The organism is Kitasatospora sp. NPDC058170 (genome assembly GCF_042883905.1).
In the GTDB taxonomy this organism is placed as follows: domain Bacteria; phylum Actinomycetota; class Actinomycetes; order Streptomycetales; family Streptomycetaceae; genus Kitasatospora.
On sequence record NZ_JBHVUV010000028.1, the window covers coordinates 108,533 to 131,834 of the forward strand.

The 23,302-nt window shown below is 76.6% G+C and carries 13 protein-coding genes and 1 pseudogene; 10 read left to right on the forward strand and 4 right to left on the reverse strand.

The window, feature by feature from the left end; translation table 11 throughout:
• The first annotated feature begins 215 nt into the window (after positions 1-215).
• Positions 216-2,585 carry a lamin tail domain-containing protein gene (locus tag ACFVVX_RS28845; protein ID WP_387949739.1) on the forward strand — a complete coding sequence of 790 codons (2,370 nt, stop codon included), beginning with the start codon at positions 216-218 and terminating at the stop codon, positions 2,583-2,585.
• A gap of 131 nt (positions 2,586-2,716) precedes the next feature.
• Here ACFVVX_RS28845 and ACFVVX_RS28850 read toward each other — a convergent pair whose 3' ends face one another.
• Positions 2,717-3,397 carry a hypothetical protein gene (locus ACFVVX_RS28850; RefSeq protein ID WP_387949741.1) on the reverse strand — a complete coding sequence of 227 codons (681 nt, stop codon included), beginning with the start codon at positions 3,395-3,397 and terminating at the stop codon, positions 2,717-2,719.
• Between the two features lie 325 nt (positions 3,398-3,722).
• On the opposite strand from ACFVVX_RS28850, the gene ACFVVX_RS28855 reads away from it, so the two are divergent.
• The 5 genes from ACFVVX_RS28855 (at position 3,723) to ACFVVX_RS28875 (ending at position 11,139) form a co-directional block, all read left to right on the forward strand.
• A complete protein-coding gene (locus ACFVVX_RS28855; protein ID WP_387949766.1) occupies positions 3,723-5,831 on the forward strand; it encodes a TerD family protein in 2,109 nt (702 codons plus the stop codon).
• 235 nt (positions 5,832-6,066) lie between these two features.
• Entirely contained in the window at positions 6,067-6,228 is a 162-nt protein-coding gene (locus ACFVVX_RS28860; RefSeq protein ID WP_387949743.1) for a hypothetical protein, read from the forward strand.
• The gene (locus ACFVVX_RS28865) at positions 6,225-8,615 is read left to right on the forward strand and encodes a heavy metal translocating P-type ATPase (RefSeq protein WP_387949745.1); all 2,391 of its coding nucleotides are present in this window, start codon (positions 6,225-6,227) and stop codon (positions 8,613-8,615) included. The genes ACFVVX_RS28860 and ACFVVX_RS28865 overlap by 4 nt, the downstream gene beginning before the upstream one ends.
• The gene (locus ACFVVX_RS28870) at positions 8,612-9,148 is read left to right on the forward strand and encodes a copper chaperone PCu(A)C (RefSeq protein WP_387949746.1); all 537 of its coding nucleotides are present in this window, start codon (positions 8,612-8,614) and stop codon (positions 9,146-9,148) included. The genes ACFVVX_RS28865 and ACFVVX_RS28870 overlap by 4 nt, the downstream gene beginning before the upstream one ends.
• 293 nt (positions 9,149-9,441) lie before the next feature.
• Positions 9,442-11,139 (forward strand): GAF domain-containing protein, encoded by a 1,698-nt coding sequence (locus ACFVVX_RS28875; RefSeq protein ID WP_387949748.1) that lies wholly within the window; start codon positions 9,442-9,444, stop codon positions 11,137-11,139.
• A gap of 65 nt (positions 11,140-11,204) precedes the next feature.
• Here ACFVVX_RS28875 and ACFVVX_RS28880 read toward each other — a convergent pair whose 3' ends face one another.
• Both ACFVVX_RS28880 and ACFVVX_RS28885 read right to left on the reverse strand, forming a co-directional pair.
• Positions 11,205-11,927, reverse strand: coding sequence for a response regulator (locus tag ACFVVX_RS28880; RefSeq protein ID WP_387949750.1), 723 nt, complete (start codon positions 11,925-11,927; stop codon positions 11,205-11,207).
• A gap of 234 nt (positions 11,928-12,161) precedes the next feature.
• Positions 12,162-12,962: a sigma 54 modulation/S30EA ribosomal C-terminal domain-containing protein gene (locus tag ACFVVX_RS28885; protein WP_387949768.1), complete on the reverse strand. Its 801-nt coding sequence runs from the start codon at positions 12,960-12,962 to the stop codon at positions 12,162-12,164.
• 607 nt (positions 12,963-13,569) lie between these two features.
• Between ACFVVX_RS28885 and ACFVVX_RS28890 the strand changes: the two genes are divergently transcribed.
• The 4 genes from ACFVVX_RS28890 to ACFVVX_RS28905 all read left to right on the forward strand — a co-directional run bounded on the left by ACFVVX_RS28890 (position 13,570) and on the right by ACFVVX_RS28905 (position 22,471).
• Positions 13,570-16,644 (forward strand): type 2 lanthipeptide synthetase LanM family protein, encoded by a 3,075-nt coding sequence (locus ACFVVX_RS28890; RefSeq protein WP_387949751.1) that lies wholly within the window; start codon positions 13,570-13,572, stop codon positions 16,642-16,644.
• A gap of 148 nt (positions 16,645-16,792) precedes the next feature.
• Positions 16,793-16,984 (forward strand): hypothetical protein, encoded by a 192-nt coding sequence (locus tag ACFVVX_RS28895; protein WP_387949753.1) that lies wholly within the window; start codon positions 16,793-16,795, stop codon positions 16,982-16,984.
• Positions 16,985-17,223: 239 nt separating this feature from the next.
• Entirely contained in the window at positions 17,224-20,262 is a 3,039-nt protein-coding gene (locus ACFVVX_RS28900; protein WP_387949754.1) for an AAA family ATPase, read from the forward strand.
• Positions 20,263-20,632: 370 nt separating this feature from the next.
• Positions 20,633-22,471, forward strand: a complete 1,839-nt coding sequence (locus ACFVVX_RS28905; protein WP_387949756.1) for a BTAD domain-containing putative transcriptional regulator — start codon at positions 20,633-20,635, stop codon at positions 22,469-22,471.
• Positions 22,472-22,481: 10 nt separating this feature from the next.
• On the opposite strand, the pseudogene ACFVVX_RS28910 reads toward ACFVVX_RS28905, so the two are convergent.
• Positions 22,482-23,302: pseudogene (locus ACFVVX_RS28910) on the reverse strand (serine/threonine protein kinase); the annotation flags it as partial.

Here is a 23,302-nt window from a genome sequence, read left to right on the forward strand (position 1 = left end):
TGGACGTGGCGTCAGCAAGAATTACCCACCGGTAGCCTCCGCGGCAAGAGGTGGCGGCCGCCCGGTCCGCCTCGCGGTACGACGCCCGCCCCGCCGAACTGTTCTCCCGTTGTACGTCTGGCCGTTGGGCCCCGCCCGCGGTAAGGCAGGGATGGCGCTGCTAGACACGCAGCGCCCGAAGTTCCACTGGTCGTCAGGTCGTCAGGAGGACGCCCATGCGGCGTAATGACCGAGTCCGGCTCCGCACCGTGGCGGGGGCTTCCGCCGCCGTCGTGGTCGGTGCTCTGCTGGCCCTTCCCGGTGGTACCGCGCAGGCGGTCTCGCCGGACATCGTGATCAGCCAGGTGTACGGCGGTGGCGGCAACTCCGGCGCCCCGTACACCAACGACTTCATCGAGCTGTACAACCGGGGCACCACCACGGTGTCCGTGACGGGCTGGACGGTGCAGTACGCCTCGGCGGGCGGCTCGTCCTGGTCGCGGACCACGCTGTCGGGGTCGATCGCCCCCGGCCGGTACCACCTGGTCCAGGAGGCCGCCGGAGCCGGGGCGGGTGCGGCGCTCCCGACGCCGGACTCCACCGGGACGCTGGCGCTCAGCGCGACCGCCGGGAAGGTCGCACTGGTGACCAACGGGACGGCCCTGACCTGTGGTTCGGGCTGCGCGACGCAGCCCGGGGTGAAGGACCTCCTCGGGTACGGCGGCACCGCGAGCTCGGCCGAGGGCACGCCGACCGGCAACCTGTCCAACACCACGGCCGCCCTGCGCGCGGGCGGCGGCGCCACGGACACCGACAACAACGCGGCGGACTTCGCGCTCACCGCGCCCGCCCCGCGCAACTCCGCCTCCCCCGGCGGCGGCACGGGCGGCGGCACCCGAATACACGACGTACAGGGCGCGGCCCACCTCTCCCCCCGCAACGGCCAGTCCGTCGGCGCGGTGCCCGGTGTGGTGACGGCGGTCGGCGCGAGCGGGTTCTGGTACCAGGACCCGGTGCCGGACGCCGACCCGGCCACCAGCGAGGCGCTCTACGTCTACACGGCCGGCGCGCCCGGCGTCGTGGCCGGCGACTCGGTGACGGTCGGCGGCACAGTGAGCGAGTACCGTCCGGGCGGCACCGGCGGCGCCACCAACCTGACGATCACCGAGCTGACCGCCCCCACCGTGGCCGTCCTGGCGCACGGCGCGCCGCTCCCCGCGCCGACCGTGGTCGGCAGCGGCGGCCGGGTGCCGCCGGCCGCACTGATCTCCGGCACGGCCTCCGGCGACGTGGAGAGCGCCGGCCCCCTGAAGCCCGCCACCGACGGCATCGACTTCTGGGAGTCGCTGGAGGGCATGCGGGTCGAGCTCGACAACGCGGCCGTGGTCGGTCCGCGCACCTCGTTCGGTGAGATCCCGGTGGTGCCGCAGGGCAGCACCACCCGCACCGGCCGCGGCGGCATCCTCCTCCAGGCGAACGACGGCAACCCCGAGCGGGTGATCGTCGACGACGTGCTGGCGCCCACCCCGACCGCCGACACCGGGGACACCCTGACCGGCGCGACGGTCGGCGTCCTCGACTACACCTTCGGCAACTTCAAGCTGCTGGTCACCGCCACCCCGGCGGTCACCCACGGCGGCATCGCGCCCGAGACGACCGCGGCGCCAACCGCCGGCCAGCTGGCCGCGGCCACCTTCAACGTGGAGAACCTCGCCCCGGGCGACCCGCAGAGCAAGTTCGACGGCCTCGCGGCCGGCATCGTCGGCAACCTGCGCGCACCCGACCTGGTCGCGCTGGAGGAGATCCAGGACAACAACGGCGCCACCGACAACGGCACGGTGGCGGCCGACCAGACCCTCGCGAAGCTCGTCTCCGCCATCACCGCGGCGGGCGGCCCGGCGTACTCCTACCGGCAGATCAACCCGCAGAACGACCAGGACGGCGGCCAGCCCGGCGGCAACATCCGCCAGGTGTTCCTGTACCGCACCGACCGCGGCCTGAGCTTCACCGACCGGCCCGGCGCGGGCGCCACCACCGCCGACTCGGTGGTCGACAACGCCGGCACCCCCGCCCTCGCCTACTCCCCCGGCCGGATCGACCCCGGCAACGCGGCCTTCGCCGCCAGCCGCAAGCCGCTGGCCGGCGAGTTCCGCTGGAACGGCCGACCGGTCTTCGTGATCGCCAACCACTTCAACTCCAAGGGCGGCGACCAGCCCCTCTTCGGCCGCTACCAGCAGCCCGCCCGCCCCTCCGAGACCCAGCGGCACGCCCAGGCCGCCGTGGTGCGCGGCTTCACCGACCAGATCCTCGCGGTGGACCCGAACGCCTCGGTGATCGTGCTCGGCGACCTCAACGACTTCGAGTTCTCGCAGACCGCCGACATCCTGACCGCCGGCGGCGCGCTGGTCGACCTGCCGCGCACCCTGCCCCTCGCCGAGCGCTACACCTACGTGTACGAGGGCAACTCGCAGGTGCTGGACCACATCCTGATCTCGCCCGCGCTGGCCGCGACGGCCTACGCCTACGACATCGTCCACCTCAACAGCGAGTTCGCCGCCCAGCTGAGCGACCACGACCCGCAGATCGTCCGGATCCCGCTGCCGTAGGGTCCTGTCCGACAAGCCTCTGGCCCGCCCGCTACCGACCCCGTGCCCACCGACCCCGTGCCGACCGGCGCGGGGTCGGTGGCGCTTCGCCAGTGGCGCGGGGTCGGTGGCGCGAGGTCAGTGGCGCGAGGTCAGTAGCGCAGGGCCTTCACCACGACCGGGAGCAGCGTCTGGTCCGGCGGCTTGCGGCTGAACGCGACGGGCGAGGCCTTGTCCCCCGCCGGGAGCCCCTCGACGCCGACGATCGCGCTGTCCACCGTCTTGCCGCTGGTGTCGGTGAAGTCCACCTGCACCGCGTACGAGGCCGTGTCCAGCCCGCTGTTGGTGATGGTCACCACGACGGCGTGCAGCCCGCCGGTGTTCGCCCGCGCCAACCCGGTGATGGTGACGTCGCCCAGCGCGTTGCCGCCGTTCTCCAGCACGCCCAGCGCCGCCGCCGCCCGCTCCCGGGCCTGGACGCCCTGCGCGGACACCGACGCCTCGAAGGAGGCCGCGGCCGCGGCGGCCGACGCGGCCGCCGCCGAGACCGAGGCCAGCGCCGACTCCGCCGTCGAGGCGAGCGCGGAGGGCGGCTCCCCGGAGAAGGACGACGGGTTGGGCGTGGAGCTCAGCGTCGTCTCGGGCGCCGGCCCGGACGACGAGCTGATCGACGGATTGGTCGACGAGCTGCTGCAGGCGGCCAGCACGCCGACGCCGGTGACCATCGCCACCAGGGCGACCGCCCGTGGTGCCGTCCACCACCGGCGGCCGGCCGCGCCCGCACCACGCGCACGGCTCGGAGGACTCTTCGGGAGGGTGTGGAGTTCGCGCACCGGGGATCGCTCTCCTGAATCGGTGTCCGACGGCCAGGGCCCGTACCTCCCCCATGCTTCGCAACAACCGCAGCGACGGCGAGACGTGCTGACCCGTTCGAGTGGGCGCCCGCCTCGGTCCGCGGGGAGCCGCGGTGCCCGGGGGGCAGGAACATCACATTCCGATTGCGTGCATACAATCTGCAAGAAGCCTGGCCGGAGCACCCGTCAGAGGGACTAGGCTCCCTGCTGGTCGGACTGGGCAGACGCCAGCGGCAGCAACAGTTGACGGCTGCGCCGTTCCGTCGGCGCGGCCCCGTTCCTCTGGGGGACATCCGTGCAGGACATGGTCAAGGGTGCCAACGTCGGGTTGGCGGCGCTGAGCGAGAGCGCCGATTCCGTCCTGGTGAGCCTGGGCTGGAGCAGCCCCGACGGCGACGGGGACGCCGACGTCTCGGTGCTCCTCCTGACCGCGGACGGCAAGGTGCGCAGCAACGCCGACTTCTTCTTCTACAACCACCCGGCCGCCGAGGACGGGAGCGTCGAGCTCCTCGGGCGGACCCCGACGGAGGCCGGTACCGAGGACCGCATCCGGCTCGACCTGGCCGCCGTGCCCGCGGACGTCGAGCGCCTGGTGATCGCCGCCAGCCGCCACCAGCGGGCCGCGTTCGGCCGGCTGGACGACCTCCGGCTCGAACTGTCCGACGGCACCGGCGAGCGGCTGCTCGGTTTCTCCATCACCGACGCGGACAGCGAGAGCGCGTTCGTCTTCGGCGAGATCTACCGGCGCAACGAGGAGTGGAAGTTCCGCGCCGTCGGCCAGGGGTACGACACCGGGCTGGCCGGGCTGGCCACCGACTTCGGCATCGACATCGAGGATGACGAGGGCGACGGCGACGGCGACGGCGACGGCACGAGCGACGCCGGGACGGACGACGGGGGCGAGGGCGGCTCCCCGTCGGCCGAGAGCGGGGCGGCCGAGAGCGGGGCGGTCGAGAGCGGGGCGGCAGCGACCGGGGCGGCGACCGGCGCCGAGCCGGCGGGCCCGGCCGACCCGCAGGCCAAGGTGCTCGTCCCGGCCCAGGCCCCGCCGCCCGCGGCCGCGCCCACGGCGCCCGCGGACCCGGCTGCCCCGGCCGCGCCCAAGCGGCTGCGGACGGCACGGAAGAAGGTGACCCTGCCGAAGACCGCCAAGCCCTCGCTCGCCGAGAACGACGGCTGGCGCCGGGCCCGGCTCTTCCCCGCCACCAGCCTCAAGAGCGACCACGAGCGCGAGGTCCGGGCGACCTCCGTCCTGCTGTCGGTGATGGCCGAGGTCCCCGAGTTCGGCCGCCGCCTCACCGCCGCCTTCGGGGCGCCCGCCGGCCGGATGGAGACCTTCGCCGAGGTCTCGCTCCCCCACGGCGACTCCCCCAAGCGCCCCGACGGCGTCATCCGGGTCGAGCGCGCCGGGCGGCTGTGGACGGCCCTGCTGGAGAGCAAGACCAACGGCAACCCGCTCAAGGCCGACCAGGTCCAGGACTACATGGACATCGCCGCCCGACGCGGCTACGAGGCGGTCATCACCCTCTCCAACGACGTGGCGCTCGAGGGCAGCCCGCTGGTCTCCGTCAAGATCGACGGGCGCCGCAAGCACAAGGTGATGCTCTGCCACCTCTCCTGGGCCGAGGTCGCCTACCAGGCGCGGATGCTGATCCGCCACGAGGGCGTCGGCAACCCGGCGCACGCCTGGCTGCTGCAGGAGCTCCTGCACTACCTGCAGCACGAGAACTCCGGCTGCCACGGCTTCCAGAACATGGGCCCGGCCTGGGTGCCGGTCCGCAAGGGCATCGACGACGAGACCCTGGCCCCGGGGGACGAGCGCGCGACGCAGGTCATCGAGAGCTGGGAGCGACTGATCCGCCAGGTCTGCCTCCAGCTCGGCGGCGAGCTCGGGGTCACCGTGCTGCCCGCGCAGCGGAATCGGCGCGGCGAGGACCCCCGGGCGCGGCGCACCGCGCTGGCCGAGCGGCTCTGCGCCGAGGGGCGGCTGAACGCGGAGATCCGGATCGACGACACCATCGGGACCATCGGCATCACGGCGGACCTGCGCGTCGGCAAGCTGCGCACCTCCATCGAGATCCCCGCCCCGGAGCAGGGCTACCCGCTGAGCTGGGTCAAGCGGCTGGTCCGCCAGCTCGCCGAGGCACCGGCCGACCTGCACGTCGAGACGCTGACGGACGGACCCGCCGCCGGGCCCCGCGGCACCCTGGAGCGGCTGCGGCCCGAGCCGGGCGACCTGCTGCCGAAGGACTCCTCGAAGATCACCGGGTTCCGGCTCTCGCTGTCGAAGTCGGTGGGCGCCACGCGCGGCAACGCCGAGACCGGGTTCATCCGCGGTGTCGACGACGCCGTGGCACGGTTCCACACGCAGGTGGTCGCCCACCTCGACCGGCGGGCCGCCCGGCGGGCGTGACGCGGGGACGGTCGGCCGGTCCGGGCCCGGAGCGCACTGCGCTCCGGGCCCGTTTCCGTGCGGCCCGTTTCCGTGTGGCCCGTTTCCGTGCAGCCCGTTTCCGTGTGGGCACGGGGTCGCAGGTCGGGGTACCCGGGCCGGGTTACGGGTCGGGCAATTCGGAACGTACGGGAACCAACGGGGGCGGGTGGCCGACTGCTGGGGGGTGAGTGCGATGTCGCCGGGTGCCCGGCCGTTGAGTGTGCTGGCAGGGTTCGCCCTGCTGCTGGTGGTGGTGTTCGTGGTGGCCTTCGCCGTGGGGCGGGGCGCCGGGCCGGTGTCGCCGGGGCTGGTGCCCGGGAGCGGCGGCGGTGGGAAGCCGGGGATGAGCGGGCACGACATGGGGTCCGGGCAGTGAGCGCGGCGGCGGACACCGACGCCGGGACGCTGGCCAGTACGGACCTGGCGGTCGGCGGGATGACCTGTGCGGCCTGCGTCGGCCGGGTCGAGAAGCGGCTGGCGCGGATCGAAGGGGTGACGGCCGGCGTCAACCTCGCCACCGGGCGGGCCCGGGTGCTGCACCCGGTCGGCGTGGCCGTGGCGGATCTGGTCGCGGCGGTCGAACGGGCCGGCTACACGGCGGAGTTGGTGACCGGCGGGCAGGCCCCGACCGGCCCCGAGGAGGACGCCTCGGAGCGGTGGCGGCTGCTGGTGACGGCGCTGCTGGCGGTACCGGTGGTGGTGCTGTCGATGGTGCCCGCGCTGCAGTTCGCGGCCTGGCAGTGGGTCTGCTTCGCGCTGGCCGTACCCGTGGTGAGCTGGGGTTCGGCCGGGTTCCACCGGCGGGCCTGGCAGGGGCTGCGGCACGCCGCGGCGACCATGGACACGCTGGTCAGCCTCGGTGTGGTGGCCTCCTTCGGCTGGTCCGGCTACGCGCTGGTGTTCGGCGGGGCCGGGGAGATCGGCATGCGGATGCCGTTCTCGCTGACGGCCGACGGCGGCGGCGCGGCGCACGTCTACCTGGAGGCGGCCGTCGGGGTCCCGCTGTTCGTGCTGGCCGGACGGCTGCTGGAGGGGCGGGTGCGGCGGCGCAGCGGGTCCGCGCTGCGGGCGCTGGCCGAGCTGGGCGCCAAGGAGGTGTGCGTCCGGGATCCGGAGTCCGGCGAGGAGCGCCTGATGCCGATCGAACAGCTGTTGCCCGGGCGGGAGTTCGTGGTCCGGCCGGGTGAGCGGGTGGCCACCGACGGGGTGGTCGTGGACGGCGGTTCGGCGCTCGACCTGAGCCTGCTGACCGGGGAGAGCGTGCCGGTGGAGGTCGGCCCCGGGGACAGGGTGGCGGGCGCGACGGTGAACGTCGGCGGCGCCCTGGTGGTGCGGGCGACGGCGGTCGGCGCGGACACCCAACTGGCCCGGATCACCGCGCTGGTGGCGGACGCCCAGGCCGGGAAGGCCCGGGCGCAGCGGCTGGCGGACGCGGTGGCCGGGGTGTTCGTCCCGTGCGTGCTGGCGGTGGCGGTGTGCGTGCTGGGCTTCTGGCTGGGGGCGGGTGCCGATCCGCAGGCGGCGGTGACGGCGGCGGTGTCCGTGCTGGTGGTCGCCTGTCCGTGCGCGCTGGGGCTGGCCACGCCGACGGCGCTGCTCGCGGCGACCGGGCGGGGAGCGGAGCTGGGTGTGCTGGTGCGCGGGCCGGAGGTGCTGGAGAGCCTCAAGCGGATCGACACCGTCGTGCTGGACAAGACCGGGACCCTGACGACCGGGCGGATGGAGCTGGCCGCCGTCACGGTGGCGCCGGGGGCCGGGCCGGTCGGCGCCGGACCGGTCGGCAGCGGGTCCGGTGAGTCCGGGACCGCGCAGGCGGACACTGCGCAGATCGACGCTGCGGAGGTGTTGCGGCTGGCCGGGGCCGTGGAGTTCCGCTCGGAGCACCCGATCGGACGGGCCGTCGTGGGGGCGGCCCGGGACCGGTGCGGGTCCCTCCCGGCGGTGGACGGCTTCGCCGCCACCGCCGGGATCGGGGTGTCGGGCACGGTCGAGGGCCGGGAGGTGCGGGTCGTCCGGCCGGACGGCGCGCGGGGTCCGCTGGCGTCCGAGCTGACGGAGGCGCTCGCAGCGGCCGGGGACGCCGGCCGGACGCCGGTGGTGGTGGAGCTGGACGGGCGGGCGGTCGCGGTCCTCGCGGTCGGGGACACGGTGCGGTCCGGCAGCTGGCGGGCGCTCCACCGGCTGCGCGGGATGGGGCTGGAGACCGTCCTGCTCACCGGGGACGGGCCGGGCGCGGCCCGGGCGGTGGCCGGGGAACTGGGCATCGAGCGGGTGCACTCCTCGGCCTCGCCGGAGCGCAAGGCCGAGGTGGTGGCCGAACTGCGGGCGGCGGGACGGACCGTCGCGGTGGTCGGCGACGGCGTCAACGACGCGGTCGCCCTGGCCTCGGCGGATCTCGGGGTGGCGCTGGCCTCGGGCAGCGACGCCGCGATCGGGGCGGCCGGGCTGACCCTGGTGCGCGGGGACATCGAGGCGGTGGTGGACGCCGTGCGGCTGGCCCGGCGGACGCTGGCGACCATCCGCGCCAACCTGCTCTGGGCGTTCGGCTACAACGTGGTGCTGATCCCGCTGGCGGCGGTCGGGCTGCTGAACCCGATGCTGGCGGCGGTGGCGATGTCGCTGAGTTCCCTGCTGGTGGTGGGGAACAGCCTGCGGCTGCGGACCTGGCCGCCGGGGCGGGGCGCCTCGGGCGGGCCCGGCACCGGCGCCTCGGACGGCCGGCGCGGGCCCGCACGGCGGTCCGCGGCAGGGGCGGCGCGGTGAGCGGGGAGGTGCGGCGGACGGTGGAGCGGCTGCGGCTGGAGCGGCTGGGAGTGGAGCGGCTGAGGGCGGTCGGACCGCCGGTCGCGGCGGCCGCGGTGGCGCTGGGACTGCTCTCCGGGTGGACGGCGGTCGGCGGGGCCGGGCGGCAGCGCCCGGTGGAGGTCGCCGCCCCCGGCTGGGTGCTGCTGCCGACGACCGGCGCGTCCACCGCCACGGCCGCGTTCTTCACGGTGCGCAACCCCGGCGACGTGCCCGACGAACTGGTCGGGGCCAGCTGGGAGCTCGGCGGCCGGATCACGCTGAAGCGGCATCAGCACCAGGGCGCCTCGGGCCGCTGGGAGGCGGTCGCGGCGCTGCCCGTGCCCGGGCGGGGCTCCTTGGTGCTGTCGCCGGAGGACTCCGATCTGATGATCACCAACCCGCCGGCGCTGCGGGCCGGGCAGTGGGTGGAGTTCACCCTCCGCTTCCGCAACAGCCCGGACATCCGGGTGAAGGCCGAGGTCGTCCCGCCGGGGGCGCGGCGCACCGGGTGAGCCCGGGGCCGGGCTCCCGGCCGTACTGGCGGTCCCGGCCGTACTGGCCGTACTGGCCGTCCCGGCGATGCCACGGCGGGGTGCCCGGGCGGGGCCCCGGCGTTCGGGGCGGGGGTGGGCGGGCACTACCGTGAATCCGGTGATCCCCCTGGTCGGACGACCCGGGGGCGGGTACGGACGAACCGGGCACACCCCGGCCCAATCGGCCGCGCCGGTACGGGACAACGAGGAGGACATCGGTGGGCGGCGCGAGCGGTACGCGACCGGACGGCGCGAGCGGGAGGCCGGCGCGGATGCCGCAACTGCGCCTGGACGAGCTGCTGGAGGAACTCCAGTGGCGGATCGACGCGGCGCGCGGCACCCGGGACCGGGTGCACAGCCTGTTGGAGGCGGTCCTCGCGGTCGGGCGCGAGCTCGACCTGGGCCAGGCGCTCCACCGGATCGTCGAGGCCGCCGCCGACCTGGTCGACGCCCGGTACGCGGCGCTCGGCGTGATCGGCGCGGACGGGCACACGCTCTCGCAGTTCCTGACGGTCGGTCTGGAGCAGGAGGAGATCGACGCGATCGGACCGCTGCCCTCCGGCCGCGGCATCCTGGGCGAGCTGATCCACCACCCGCAGCCGCTGCGCTGCCCGGTGCTGTCCGAGCACCCGGCCTCCGTCGGGTTCCCCGCCCACCACCCGCCGATGCACACCTTCCTCGGGGTGCCGGTGCGGGTGCGCGGCGAGGTGTTCGGCAACCTCTACCTCACCGACAAGCGCGGCGGCCTCGACTTCGACACCGACGACGAGGCGGTCATCTCGACCCTGGCGGTCGCGGCGGGCGTGGCCATCGACAACGCCCGCCTCTACGAGGAGGCGCAGCGCCAGCAGCGGTGGCTGCGGGCGAGTGCGGAGATCACCCGCAGCCTACTGTCGGGGGCGCCCCGGCTGGAGGTCGTGGAGCTGATCGCGCGCCGGGCCCGGGAGATCGCGGACGCGGCGCTGGCGGACGTCTCGGTGGCGCTGGCCGGCCCGAACGAGCGGGCGCGGGAGCTGACCGTGGAGGTCGCGCTCGGCGGCGAGCCGGCCGCCCGGCTCGGGGTGACGGTACCGGTGGACGGCACGCTGTCGGGCGCGGCGTACGTGTCGGGGTCGCCGGTGACCAGCGACGCGCTGGAGCGCGACGCGCGGTTCGCGGCCGGGCCGCCCGGGCGGTTCGACGGGCTGGGCCCGGCGGTCGCGGTGCCGCTGGGCACCGGGGCGGGGTACGGCCGGGGCGTCCTGCTGCTGGCCCGGGAGAGCGGGCGGCCGCCGTTCACGGCGGAGGAGACCGGCCCGCTGCTGGGGTTCGCCGACCAGGCGGCGCTCGCCCTGGAGCTGGCCGAACGGCGGCGGGACGCCGAACAGCTGACGCTGCTGGAGGACCGCGACCGGATCGCCCGGGACCTGCACGACCTGGCGATCCAGCGGCTCTTCGCCACGGGTATGACCCTGCAGAGCGCCGGCCGGCTGATCGAGAGCCAGGGCGCCGCCGACCGGGTCGGCCGGGCGGTCGCGGACCTCGACGAGACGATCAAGATCATCCGTTCAACGATCTTCGGGCTGCGCACCCGCAGCGAGCCCGACCGCGGCCTGCGGGCGCGCGCCACCCGCGCCGTCGGCGAGGCGCAGGCGACGCTGGGCTTCGCGCCCCGGCTCAGCATGGAGGGGCTGCTGGACACGGACGTGTCGCAGGAGCTCGCCGAGCACGTGCTGGCCGTCCTGGGCGAGGCGCTCAGCAACGCGGCGCGGCACGCCCGGGCGAGGCGGGTGGAGGTGGTCCTGCGGGCGGGCGGCGGGCAGGTGGCGCTGACGGTGACGGACGACGGGGTCGGCGTGCCGGAGGGCGGGCGGCGCAGCGGCCTGCGCAACCTCGCGGAGCGGGCCGCGCAGACGGGCGGCAGCTTCGAGCTCCGGGCGGCCGAGGGCGGCGGGACCACGGTGCGCTGGGAGGCTCCGCTCGGGGTGTGACGGGGGGGGCGGGGCGGCGGTTCGTTCCCGCCGCCCCGCCGATCAGGCAGCGTGCCGGAGCCCGGTCAGCCCCAGCTGCCGCCGAAGGCGCGCTGGTGGCCCGGCTGCGCTCCGGCGGGCCGGCGCAGTTCGGTGGCGATCAGTGCGGCCTGTACACGGCGCTCCACACCCAGCTTGGCCAGCAGCCGGGAGACGTGGTTCTTCACCGTCTTCTCGGCGAGGTAGAGCCGCTCCCCGATCTGCCGGTTGGTCAGCCCCTCGCCGATCAGCGCCAGCACCTCCCGCTCGCGCACGGTCAGCTCCGGCCCGGCGGCGGCCGGCGCCGGCTCGGCGGCGCTGCGCAGGCGGTTGAGCAGCCGGGTCGTGGCGCCAGGGTCCAGCATCGAGCGGCCGGAGGCCACGGTGCGGACGGCGGCGACCAGGTCGGTGCCGCTGATCTGCTTCAGCACGTACCCGGCCGCTCCCGCCATCACGGCGTCGAGCAGCGCCTCCTCGTCGTCGAAGGAGGTGAGCATCAGACAGGCCAGGTCGGGCATGCGGGAGCGCAGTTCACGGCAGACGGCCACGCCGTCCCCGTCGCCGAGGCGGACGTCGAGCACCGCGACGTCCGGGCGCAGCGCGGGTACCCGGACGAGGGCCTGCTCGGCGGTGGCGGCCTCACCGACCACCTCCAGGTCGGGTTCGCCGTCCAGCAGGTCCTGGACGCCGCGCCGGACCACCTCGTGGTCGTCCAGCAGGAACACCCTGACCGGTGCCGGCGCCTCGACGCCGGCCGTACTGCTCGCCATCCCGTGGCCCACCTTCTACACTCCCGGCCCGCCGCTGCGGACTAGGGCATCATCCCCGACCGCCGGGCGCGGGCCCAGGGCCCAACGACCCCATTGCGACCCCTTTGCGACCCGATTCCGACCCGTACCGACCTCGTGCGACCCTGTGACCGGCGTCGGGCCGGCGGTGGCAAGGAGCGGCCGGCCTCCCTGCCACCGCCCTCTGCCTCCTTGCCACCGCCCCGCGCCTCCCGGTCAGGGAGCGGCGGTGATCAGGCCGAGTCGGCCGTCGAAGCGCCGGTAGAGGACCCGGCCGCGGCGGGTGGCCGGCTGGGCGAAGAACAGGAACGGGAGATCGGCCGCCAGCAGCCGCCCGACGGCCTGCTGGTCGGTCAACTCGGGTGCACCGCAGGGGTTCAGGGTCAGCGGGACGGCCGGCCTGGTGGGTGGTCCGGCGGCCGCGGTACGGGCGAGCCGGTAGCCGGTGGGGCCGACCCGGTAGACGACGGCGTCGGTCTCGGTGGCCGGGTCGGTGAACAGGTGGATGTCGTAGTCCATCGCGTCCATGGTCCGGGCCGCCGCGTCGGGCGAACACCACACCAGGTGCACGGACTTGCGGCGGCCGATGGTCTGCGGTCCGCTCGGGCAGGGGAGTTCGGTGCAGGGGTGCGCGGTCGGCGCGGTCGCGGCCGGGGCCCACCACTGCTGCGCTCGCGGGGGCCCGGCCTGCGCGGGCACGGCGGCCGGCCCTCCCCTCGCCCGCACCCGCCGGGGCCACGGGCGCGGGGACCAGCCCGAGCTGACGGCGGCGATCCGGCCGCGCAGGCCCGCGGCCAGCCGGTCCAGCACCTCGGCCAGTTCGGCACCGGCCTCCTGGACGCGGACCCGCCGGCCGTCGACCTCCGCGTTGGCCTGGGCCAGTACCGTGCCCGCGCCCACCAGTCCGACCCGGACCCGCAGTTCCTCGACCAGGGCGCCCGACCCGGACGCCGCGGCCGCGATCCGGGTCTCGGCATCGATCGCGGCGTCCCGCGCCAGCCCCTCGCACACCTGCACAGTGACCAACTCGCCCACCTCAGGCCCCTTCGTCCCGACACACCGATTCCACGTGCTGTCACGTCTGCCCTCCCCGCCGGGCCCGCACACCCACCCGTACGGCGATCACCATCCCGCCCGACCGCGGCCGCGGGAAGGGCCGAACGGCCCGCGCGGGTACCCGACTCGGCCCTTGCCGCACCGACGCACCCGACGGCCCCGGCGGCCCCGTCCCGCCGGGAGTGTGGACCGCCGTGCGCCTGCCGGCACCCGCGCCGCCCGTGGGATGATCGCGCCACGGGAGCCCGGCGGTCCGGACCGCCGGCCGTGCACGGCCCGGGGCGACCGGACGGTGGCGGGGGCCCGATCGTGCGGAGGACCGGATCATGCGGGGACGGCGCCACAAAGATGGGGGCCGGTCCCCCATGCCCCGGTGGCCGCGGCAGGACAAGGATCAGCACCGAGGGCAGCGACTTCGACGGCAGCGCCGCCCTCTCCCGGCATCGGAGGTGCGGTGGTGGCAGAGGTGAACGCCGTGCGCAGAGCGCGCCCCGACGGGGGCGGCGTACCGGATCAGGGCCCGGTCGCACCGGTGGCCACCGCCGCCGTATCAACGCCGCACACTCCGATGTCCGGTGACGCCTCCCCGCCCGAGGCGGCACACCGGCGCAGCCCGCAGCCGGCCTGGTGGGAGGCCGGCCTGACACCGGGTCGACCCGCCCCCGCGGGTCGGCCGGACTGGGCCGCCTTCACCGAGGCCGCCGTGGCCGCCGCGCCCCTCCGGGCGATCGTGCCGAGGGCCGCCTATCCCGGGCTGACCGGCTTCGCGCTCGTCCTCGCGCCGTTCGCCGAGCGGGCCGCCGTGCGGATGTACGCCGCGCTGCCCGCCGCCGTCCGGGCCTGCGAGCAGATCGACCTGCCCGCCGTGCGGGCCGGTTTCACCGCCCGGCTCACCGAGCGGCTGGCCCGGCTCGCCGCCCGCACGCTCGTCCTGGAGCTGAACGTGGCCCGGGTGAACGGCCGTCTCGCCGGCGGCACCCCGCAGGAGCGGTTCCGCGCCTTCCTGGCGCACACCGCGCGGCGCGACGGCCTCGCCGCCCTGCTGCGCGAGTACCCGGTGCTGGCCCGGCTGCTCGGCCGGACCTGTCTGGACGGCGCCGACGCCTGCGCCGAGCTGCTCATCCGCCTCGCCGCCGACCGGCCGCTACTGGTCACCGGCCTGCTGCGCGGCGCCGACCCCGGGCGGCTGGTGGCCGTCGAGTCCGAGGCGGGCGACCGCCACCGGCGCGGCCGGGCCGTCGCGGTGCTGCACTTCTCGGGCGGCGCCGCCGTCGTCCACCGGCCCCGGCCCCCGGCCGCGCACCGGCACTTCAACGGCGTGCTCGGCTGGTACAACGCCCAGCCGGGGGTGCCCCGGCTGCGCGCTCTCGGCCTGCTGGACCGGGGTGACTACGGCTGGGCGGAGTTCGTCGAGGCGCGACCGTGCCACACCGGGTACGAGGTCGAGCGGTTCTACCGGCGGCAGGGCGCGCTGCTCGCGCTGCTGCACGTGCTGGACGGCACCGACCTGCACTTCGAGAACCTCGTCGCCTGCGGGGACCAGCCCGTCCTGGTGGACGTCGAGACGCTGTTCCACCCGCCCGCGCAGTCCCTCCCGGCGGAGGACCCGGCGGCCCGTGCGCTGCACGAGTCCGTCCACCGGGTCGGCCTGCTGCCGCAGTTGCTGCTGGGCGACGACGGTGCGCTGGACGTCTCCGGCATCGGCGGCGGCGGCCGGGCCGGCACCTCCCCGGTGGAGGGCGTGGACTGGGCGGGGGCGGGCACCGACGAGATGCGGCTGATCCGCCGGGCCCGCCCGTTCGGCGAGGCCCGCAACCGGCCCCGGCTGAACGGCGCCCCGGTCGACCCGGCGGAGTACACCGAGGCGCTGGTCGCCGGGTTCCGCGCCGGCTACGCGGCGCTCACCGCCGGACGCTCCCGACTCCTGGGCCCGGCCGGCCTGTTGCGCACCTTCGCCGAGGACGAGGTGCGGGTGGTGCCCCGGGCCACCCGGGTGTACGCGCGGCTGCTGGACGAGTCGACCCACCCGGACGTGCTGCGCGACGCCGCCGCCCGGGCCGCGGTGCTGGACCTGCTGCGGACCGACGCGGTCGGCGACCCGGGCCGGCCCGAACTCGCCGACCACGAGCTCGCGGACCTCTGGGCGGGCGACATCCCGCTGTTCACCGCCCGCCCCGGCGACCGCGACCTGTGGACCGCCGCCGGCACCCGGTTGCCCGGCGGACTGGCGCAGCCCGGACTGGCCCGGGCCGAGGCCAAACTCGCCGCGCTGAACGGAGTGGACCGCAAGGACCAGGAGTGGATCGTCCGGGCCGCGATGGCGGGCGCCGCCGCCGCGCCCCCGCACCGGCCCGGGCGGCCCGCGCCGGAGAACATCTGGGCGACCGCGCCGGAGCCCGAGCAGCTGCTGGCGGCCGCCCGCGGCATCGGCGACCAGCTCGTCGCGCTCGCCTACCAGACTCCGGCCGCGCCCGGCCGCGCCCCGCAGCCCGGGCCCCGGACCGGCGGGCACCGGCCCCAGGACCGCGAGCACGCCCCGTCCCACCAGGACCGGTCCCACCACACCCCGTCCCACCAGGACCGGTCCCGTGCCAACTGGCTCGGCCTGGAGCTGCTCGGCGAGCGGTACTGGCGGGTCCGCCCGCTCGGCGCCGACCTGGCCGGCGGATACACCGGGACGGCGCTGTTCCTGGCCCAACTGGCCGGCCTCACCGGCTCCGACCGCTACGCCGAGGTGGCCCGCCGCGCGCTGGTGCCCGTCCCCGGCCTGCTGGAGGCCCTCGGCGGGCACCCCGACCGGCCGGCCGCGGTCGGCTCGGGCGCCTTCGCCGGGCTCGGCGGCATCGCCTACGCGCTCACCGAGCTCGCCCGGATCCTCGACGACCCGCTGATCCGACAGTGGATCGACCCGGCGGTGGCGCTGACCGCGGCCGCCGCCGAACGGGAGACCGACACCGGCGTGCACAGCGGTACGGCCGGCGGTCTGGCGGCGCTGCTCGCCGTCCACGCCGCCACCGGCCGGCCCGACGCGCTGCGCGCCGCCCGGCTCTGCGCGGACCGGCTGGCCGCGACCCCGCCGCCCACCACCACCGGCTTCGCCCACGGCTCGGCCGGCACCGGGTGGGCGCTGCTGCGGTTCGCCGAGGCCGTCGGGGAACCGGCCGGCGGCCCGCACCACCGGGCGGGCCTGGCGGCCCTGCACACGGCCACCGCCGTCCGCTCGCGCGAGTCCTCCTGGTGCCGCGGCCGGCCCGGCATCGCGCTCGCCGTCACCGACAACCCGGCCGCCCTCGCCGACCAGCGGCTCGCCGACTGGGCGCAGCGCGCCGTACGGAACACCGCGCGCGCCGCCCCGCTCGCGGACCACAGCCTCTGCCACGGCGAGCTGGGCGTGCTGGAACTGCTCGGCCGCACCCGGACGCCGTACGGGCGCACGCCGTGGGTGCGGCGCGCGGGCGGGCTGCTGGCCGTCGTCGACCACGAAGGTCCGCGCTGCGGCACCCCGGAGCACGTGGCGCACCCCGGCCTGCTGACCGGCCTCGCCGGGATCGGGCACGGGCTGCTGCGCCTCGGCTACCCCGAGCACGTGCCCTCGGCGCTGCTGCTCCACCCCTTGGCACCGTCGGCCCCCTTGACCGCCTGACCGCCCACCGGAAGCATCCACCACGAGCGAACCGGCGCGACGGGGCGACGCACCGTCCGCTCCGGTTCCACCGGTGCCCGTCGATCCGCGGGGGCACCGACCTCTCGGGAACCGCTCACTTCAATGACGAATGGGAGTAGAGGAACGCATGAACGACAGCGACCTGGTGCTGAGCTGGAAGCAACCCGATGCCCGCCCGGACGAGGCGGTCGACCACCCGGCGGGTGACATCCGCCTGCGGGCCGGCGGCGGGCTCGGACTGCGGTCCCAGCTGCTGGCCGGCGGTGGCGGCGCGGTGCCGCCGATCTTCGAGTTCCCCACCATGACCGTACCGATCTGACCTGTGGGAACACCCTCGCGAGAGGGATCGCACGACCTGTCCGGACGACCCGTCGAGTAGGACGCGGCCGACCGGGCCCACCGCCACCGGGGAACGGGCAGCGCCCCGGTGGCGGCCGGGACCGGCGCCGGACGTCCGCCATCTGGGACCCCTGCGGACTCCCCGTGATGACGGGGTGACTGTGCAGTGGCCGGTTCGCTACTCTACAGATCAGATGAGCCGTCAAGTAGCCTGCGGCCATGCGGACCACTTCGTCGATCACCGTCGGCCGGGCAGCCGAGCTCGGCCTGCTCGGCAGCGCGCTGACGGCCGCCCGCCAGCGGTCCGGCCGGGCGGTCTTCCTGCTTGGCGAGGCCGGCTTCGGCAAGTCCCGGCTGGCCGGCGAGTGCGCGTTCCAGGCGTACGGGTTCGGCCTGCCGGTCCTGCGCGGCCGGGGCAGCTCCACCGGCACGGTGACACCCTTCCGTCCGCTGATCGAGGCGCTCTCCTCCCGCTTCCGGGCCGCCGGCCCGCCCACCGACCCGGAGCTCGACCCCTACCGCCCCGCGCTCGCCCGGCTGGTGCCCGAGTGGCGCGGCGCCGCCGCCTCCGCGGCCGCCGCCCGTGCCTACCCGGAGACGGTGGTCGAGCTCGCCGAGGCGCTGCTGCGGCTGCTGGCCGTCCTCGGCCGGGAGCACGGCTGCGTCCTCCTGCTGGAGGACCTGCACGACACCGACGCGGAGACGGTGGCGGTCCTGGAGTACCTGGTCGACAACCTGGACGGCCTGCCGGTCCTGCTGGTCGCCACCCTGCGGGCCGAACCGGGCCCGGCCCTGGACCTGGTGCGCGCGGCCGAGCGCCGGCGCGCCGCCGCGGTGGCGGAGCTGCGGCCGCTGCCGCCCGAGCAGGTCCGGGCGATGGCCGCCGCCTGCCTGGAGAGCGACGTCGCCGAGGTGCCGGCCGCCGTCCTGGCGCAGTTGGCCGAACGCGGCGACGGCTGCCCGTACCTGATCGAGGAGCTGCTCGCCGACATGCTCGCCTCGGGGGCGCTGCGCCGCGACGGCGGGCGGTGGGAGGTCACCGAGGGCCTGTGCGCCGGGGTGCCCAGCACGATCGTCCGCAGCTGGGGCCGGCGGATCGACCGGCTCGACCCGCAGGTGCGCGAACTGCTGCTGATCGCGGCCACCCTGGGCAGCCGCTTCTCGGTGGCGACCGTCCAGCTGATCACCGGCTTCGAGGACCGGGTCCTGTTCAGCCACCTGCGCTCGGCCTCCGAGGCCAACGTCATCGTCCCGGACGGCGCCGCCCCGGACCGCTACGCCTTCCGGCACACGCTCACCGCGGACGCCGTCACCGCCGCGCTGGCCCCCGCCGAACGGGCCGCCGTGGCGCGCCGGGCCGCCCAGGCGATCATCCGCGCCGACCCGGACCTCCTGGACGAGCGGCGGCAGTTGGTCGGCTCCCTGCTGCTGGCCGGCGGGGACCGGGCCGGGGCCGCGGTGCACTTCGCCGAGGCCGGCCGGCGGATGCTGGAGGCGGGCGCCTCCGGATCGGCCGTGGTGCTGCTGGAGCGCGGGTACGAGCTCGCCGGGGACGCCGAACGGGCCGCCGTCACCGAGCAGTTGCTGGCGGCGCTGGCCGAGTCCGGGCAGCTGGACCGGGCGTTCGAGCTGGTCCGCACGCTGCCCCCGCTCCACCCGGACCGCGCGGCCGGCCGCTCGACGGCCGTCGACCTCCGGGTCCAACTGCACACCAGGCTCGCCTGGGTGGCGGTGATGGCCGAGCGGGTCGCCGAGGCGGTCGGGCAGATCGCCGCCGCCCGCGCCCTGCTGGGCGAGGACCCGCGCCCGGAGCAGGGCGCCGCACTGGCCGTCGTGGAGGGCCACCTCGCCCTTCTCCCCGACCGGGGCCCCGGCGGGCCGCGCGGCGCCGACGGACCCCGGCCCGGCGAGGACGCGGCGGACCCGTCCGGGCGGCAGGCCGGCCCGCCCCACGCGCACGGCGGACCAGGCCGGCTCGCCGAGACCGAGCGGCTCGCCCGCCGCGCCGCCGAGGTCGCCGAGCAGGCCGGTCTGCCGGTGGTCGCCTGCCAGGCCTGGCAGTTGCTCGCCCTGCTGGCCCGCGAGCGCGGCTTCGACGCCGCCGACGCCTGCCTGGAGCGGATGCTCGCGGTCGCCGAGGCGCACGCGCTGCCGGTCTGGCGGGTGGAGGCACTGCTGCGGCTCGGCGCCAACGCCTTCATGCGGACCGGCGACGGCAGCCGGCTGGAGCAGGCACGGGAGGCCGCCGCCGGACTCGGCGCGATCGTGCTGACCCAGACCCTGGACGGGCTGCTCGCCATGAACGCCCTGCTGCGCGGCGACTTCCCCACCGCCCGGGAGATCGTCGACCGCTGCCTGGACGCCACCGCCCGGCTGCGCAACCTCGCCGCCCACCGCTACCTGCTGCTCACCTCCGCCACCCTCGCCGCCCACCAGGGCCGCAGCCGGGCGATGGAGCGCGACCTGGCCCGGTTCCGGCAGGCCGGCGGCGAGGAGTCGTTCCTGATGCCGCTGCGGTTCGGCCTCTGCCGGGCGGTGGGCGCGCTGCTGGCGGAGGACCGCGACCGGGCCCGCGCCGAACTGGCCGCCGGGATCGCCTGGGAGCAGGAGCACCCCAGCGTCTTCTACCTGGCCGGCCGCCACGGCCTGCACCCGCTGCTGGAGGTGGCGGCCGGCGCCTGGCAGCGGGCCGAGTTCGAGCGGGCCGCCGCCGCGCCCGCCGCCGAACTCGCCTGGAACCGGCAGTTCCTGTGCTTCGCCCAGGCCGTCCTGCTCGGCCGCGAGGGCCGCCCCGAGGAGGCCGCCCGGGCCGTCGCCGAGGCCCGCGCGACCGCCGCGCCGTTCCCGCTGGCCCACCAGCTGGCCCTGCGCGTCACCGCCGAGGCCGCCCTCGCCGACGGCTGGGGCGACCCGGTCGGCTGGCTGCGCACCACGGAGGAGTACTTCCACGCCGCCGGGATCCCCCCGGTCGCCGGGGCCTGCCGGGCGCTGCTGCGCCGGGCCGGTGCGAGCGTGGCCCAGCACCGGGGCGGCCGCGACCAGATCCCGGCGCCGCTGCGGACGACCGGGGTGACCCTGCGCGAGTACGAGGTCTTCGCCCTGCTCGCCGAACGCCCCGGGAACCAGCAGATCGCACGCAAACTGTCCATCTCGCCCCGCACGGTGGAGAAGCACATGGCGAACCTGCTCAGCAAGACCGGCCGCCCGGACCGCGCCGCGCTCTGCGACCTCGCGGCCGAACTCGACACCGGCGGGTAGCCGCGCCGCCGCGACGGGCCGTCAGGCGGCCGCAGGCGGGGCCGCCGCCGAGGGTGCCAGTGGGGCCGCCGGTGGGGCCGCTGGGAAAAACCCGCCGAGGACCGACCGGCCGACCGGCATTATGGGGGCGCACCCCCGCGTTCGGCCGGGCCCCCGCCCGGAACATGCGGGCACCCTACCGATGACCCGGCCCCCGGCCGACCGAGATCATCGGCGGGCAGGCACCGGCGCCCGCCCGGACGGACCGACCAACCGACCGACCGACCCCGCACTCCCGGAACCGCCCCTGCACACCCCCTGCGCACCCGCACACCTGCACACCCCGCACACCGCCGACCCCCTGTCCGCCCCACGGCCCCGGAGACAGCCGATGCCCCTGGCACCGCCCGCCGACGCAGCGCAGCCCACCCGGCTGCGGTTCTCCGTCCTCGGCCCGCTCGCCGGCGAGGCCGCCGGCCGGCCGCTGGCCCTCGGGCCGCTCAAGCAACGCCTGGTGCTGGCCGTCCTGCTGAGCCGGGCCAACACCGTCGTCCCGGTCGAGCTGCTCACCGACGCCGTCTGGCCGGAGGAGCCGCCGCGCACCGCCCGGAAGAACCTCCAGGTGTACGTGAGCACCCTGCGCGCCCTGCTCGGCCGGGAGGACGAGCCCGGCCGACTGCTGCACTCGGGCGGCGGCTACCTGCTGAAGGTCGGCGAACCGGAGCTGGACGTCCTGCACTTCCGCGCGCTGGCCCGGGCCGGACGGGCGGCGGCCGACGGCGGCGCCCTCGCCCCGGCGGCCCGGCTGCTGCGGCAGGCCCTCGACCTGTGGCAGGGCCCGCCGCTGGCCGACCTGCGCTGCTCCCCCGCCGTGGAGGCCGAGGCCGAACGCCTGGAGGCCCGCTGCCTGGGCGTCCACGAGGACTGGGCGGAGACCGAGTTGGAGCTCGGCAACGCGGCGGCGGTGGCCGAGGAGCTCGCCGAGCTCGCCGAGCGCCACCCGCTGCGCGAACGCCTCCAGGCGGCCCGGATGAGCGCCCTGCACCTGTCCGGCCGACAGGCCGAGGCACTCGCCGTCTACGACACCCACCGCCAGCTGCTCGCAAGGGAGTTGGGCCTGGAGCCGAGCCCGGCCCTGACCGCCCTGTACCGGTCCCTGCTGGCCCGCGGCCGGGCCCGCCCGGTCGGCGCCGCGAGACCGGCCCAGGGTGCGGGCCCGGGCGGCTCACTGCTGCCCGCCGACACCGTCGACTTCGCCGGCCGCTCCGACGAACTGCGGGATCTGCTCGACGCGTTGAGCAACGGCGGCGGCCGGGTCGCGGTGCTCTCCGGCCCCGCCGGGATCGGCAAGACCGCGCTCGCCGTACGGGCCGGCCACCTGCTGGCCGACCGCTTCCCGGACGGCCGGCTGCTGGTCCGGCTGCGCACCGAGGACGGCACGCCCCGGCCGATCACCGAGGTGCTGGCCGAACTCGCCGCGCTCACCGGGCAGTCCGAGCACGGACCGGCCGACCCGGCGCAGGCCACGGCACTGTGGCGGGCCTCGCTGGCCGGCCGGCGGATGCTGTTGATCCTCGACGACGCGCCGGGCGAGGCGGTGGTCCGTGAGCTGCTGCCCGGCTTCGGACCGAGCGCCGCCGTGGTGACCTCGCGCAGCCAGCTCGCCGGACTCGCCTCCGTGCACCGGGTCAACGTCCCGTTCTTCGACCGGACCGAGGCCCTGGAACTGCTCGGCCGGATCATCGGACCGGGTCGGATCGGCACCGACCGGGCCGCCGCCGGCCGGATCGTCGAGGCCTGCGGGCTGCTGCCGCTGGCCGTCCGGGTCAGCGGGACCAGGCTGGCCGTCCTGCGCCACCTGCCGCTCGGCGAGTACGCGGCCCGGCTGGCCGATCCGGCCGCCGCGCTGGACGAACTCGTCGCCGGGGACGTCGCGGTGCGCTCCCGGCTGGACTCCGGCTGGCGGGACCTCACCGACCAGGGCCGGCTCGCCCTCGGGCGGCTGGCCGCACTGCCGCTGTCCCTGCTGTTCACCCTGCCGGAGGCGGCCGCGGCGCTCGGCCGGCCCGAACGGGTCGCGCTGCGGACCCTGGAGGCGCTGGCCGACACCGGAGCGGTCACCTCCCCGGTCGGCGAGGTGACCGCGCACGCCGCGCTGTACGCGCTGCCGCGGCTCACCCAGCTGCACGCCCGGGAGCGGGCCGGGCTCACCGACGGCGACCTGGCGTAGGCCGTCCCGCTCAGCCCAGGGTGAGGACGTCCAGCAGACTCCCGTCCGACGGCGCGGACAGCGTGTGCAGGGCGAGCAGCACCCCGGCGGCGCCGGTGTGCAGGTCGGCGGAGAAGCGGCGCAGCCTGGTGCCGGGCACCAGCAGGCCCTCCGGGCGGGACACCAGGTGCCAGCCGAGGTTGCGGACCTGCCCGAGGACCTCCGCCCGCCCCGGCGCGGCCTCCTGCCCCGGCTCGGGCGCCTCCGCGGAGACACCGGACCGCGGCCCGTCCCCGTCCCCGTCCAGCCGGTCGAGTGCGAGGGTCAGCCCGCAGCGCCCGCGGAAGAGGCCGGGCTCGCGCAGGAACCCTGGGGCGCAGGCCCGCCGGACGTCCGCCGAGAAGCCGCGCCAGGCCGGGTCGTCGGCGGCCTCGGGCCGGACGGCCAGGTACTCCTGGGCGACCAGCGCGATGCCGCTGCTGCCCCGGTCCAGGTAGACCAGGTGCCGCTTGCCGTCCCTGACCTGCACCGAGCCGTCCCGCACCCGCACGCACTGCGCCCTCGCCCGCTCCAGCGCCACCCGGGCGGCGTCCAGCAGCCAGGGTTCGCCGGTCTCGCGGTGCAGCCGCAGATGCAGCAGGGCGAGGCCGGCCACCCCGTAGAGCAGGCCCGCCGCCTCCGGTGCGGCCAGTCCCTCGACCGGCTCGCCGCGGACGGCGGCGTCCAGCGCCCGGGCGTCGGCGAGCGCCTCGGCGAGCAGCGCCTCGTCCGGCCCGGCGGCGCCGCCGAGCGCGGTGGCCAGGCGCAGCCGGGCGAGGGCCGCCCCGGCGCGGCCGCCGAACAGGGCGGCGC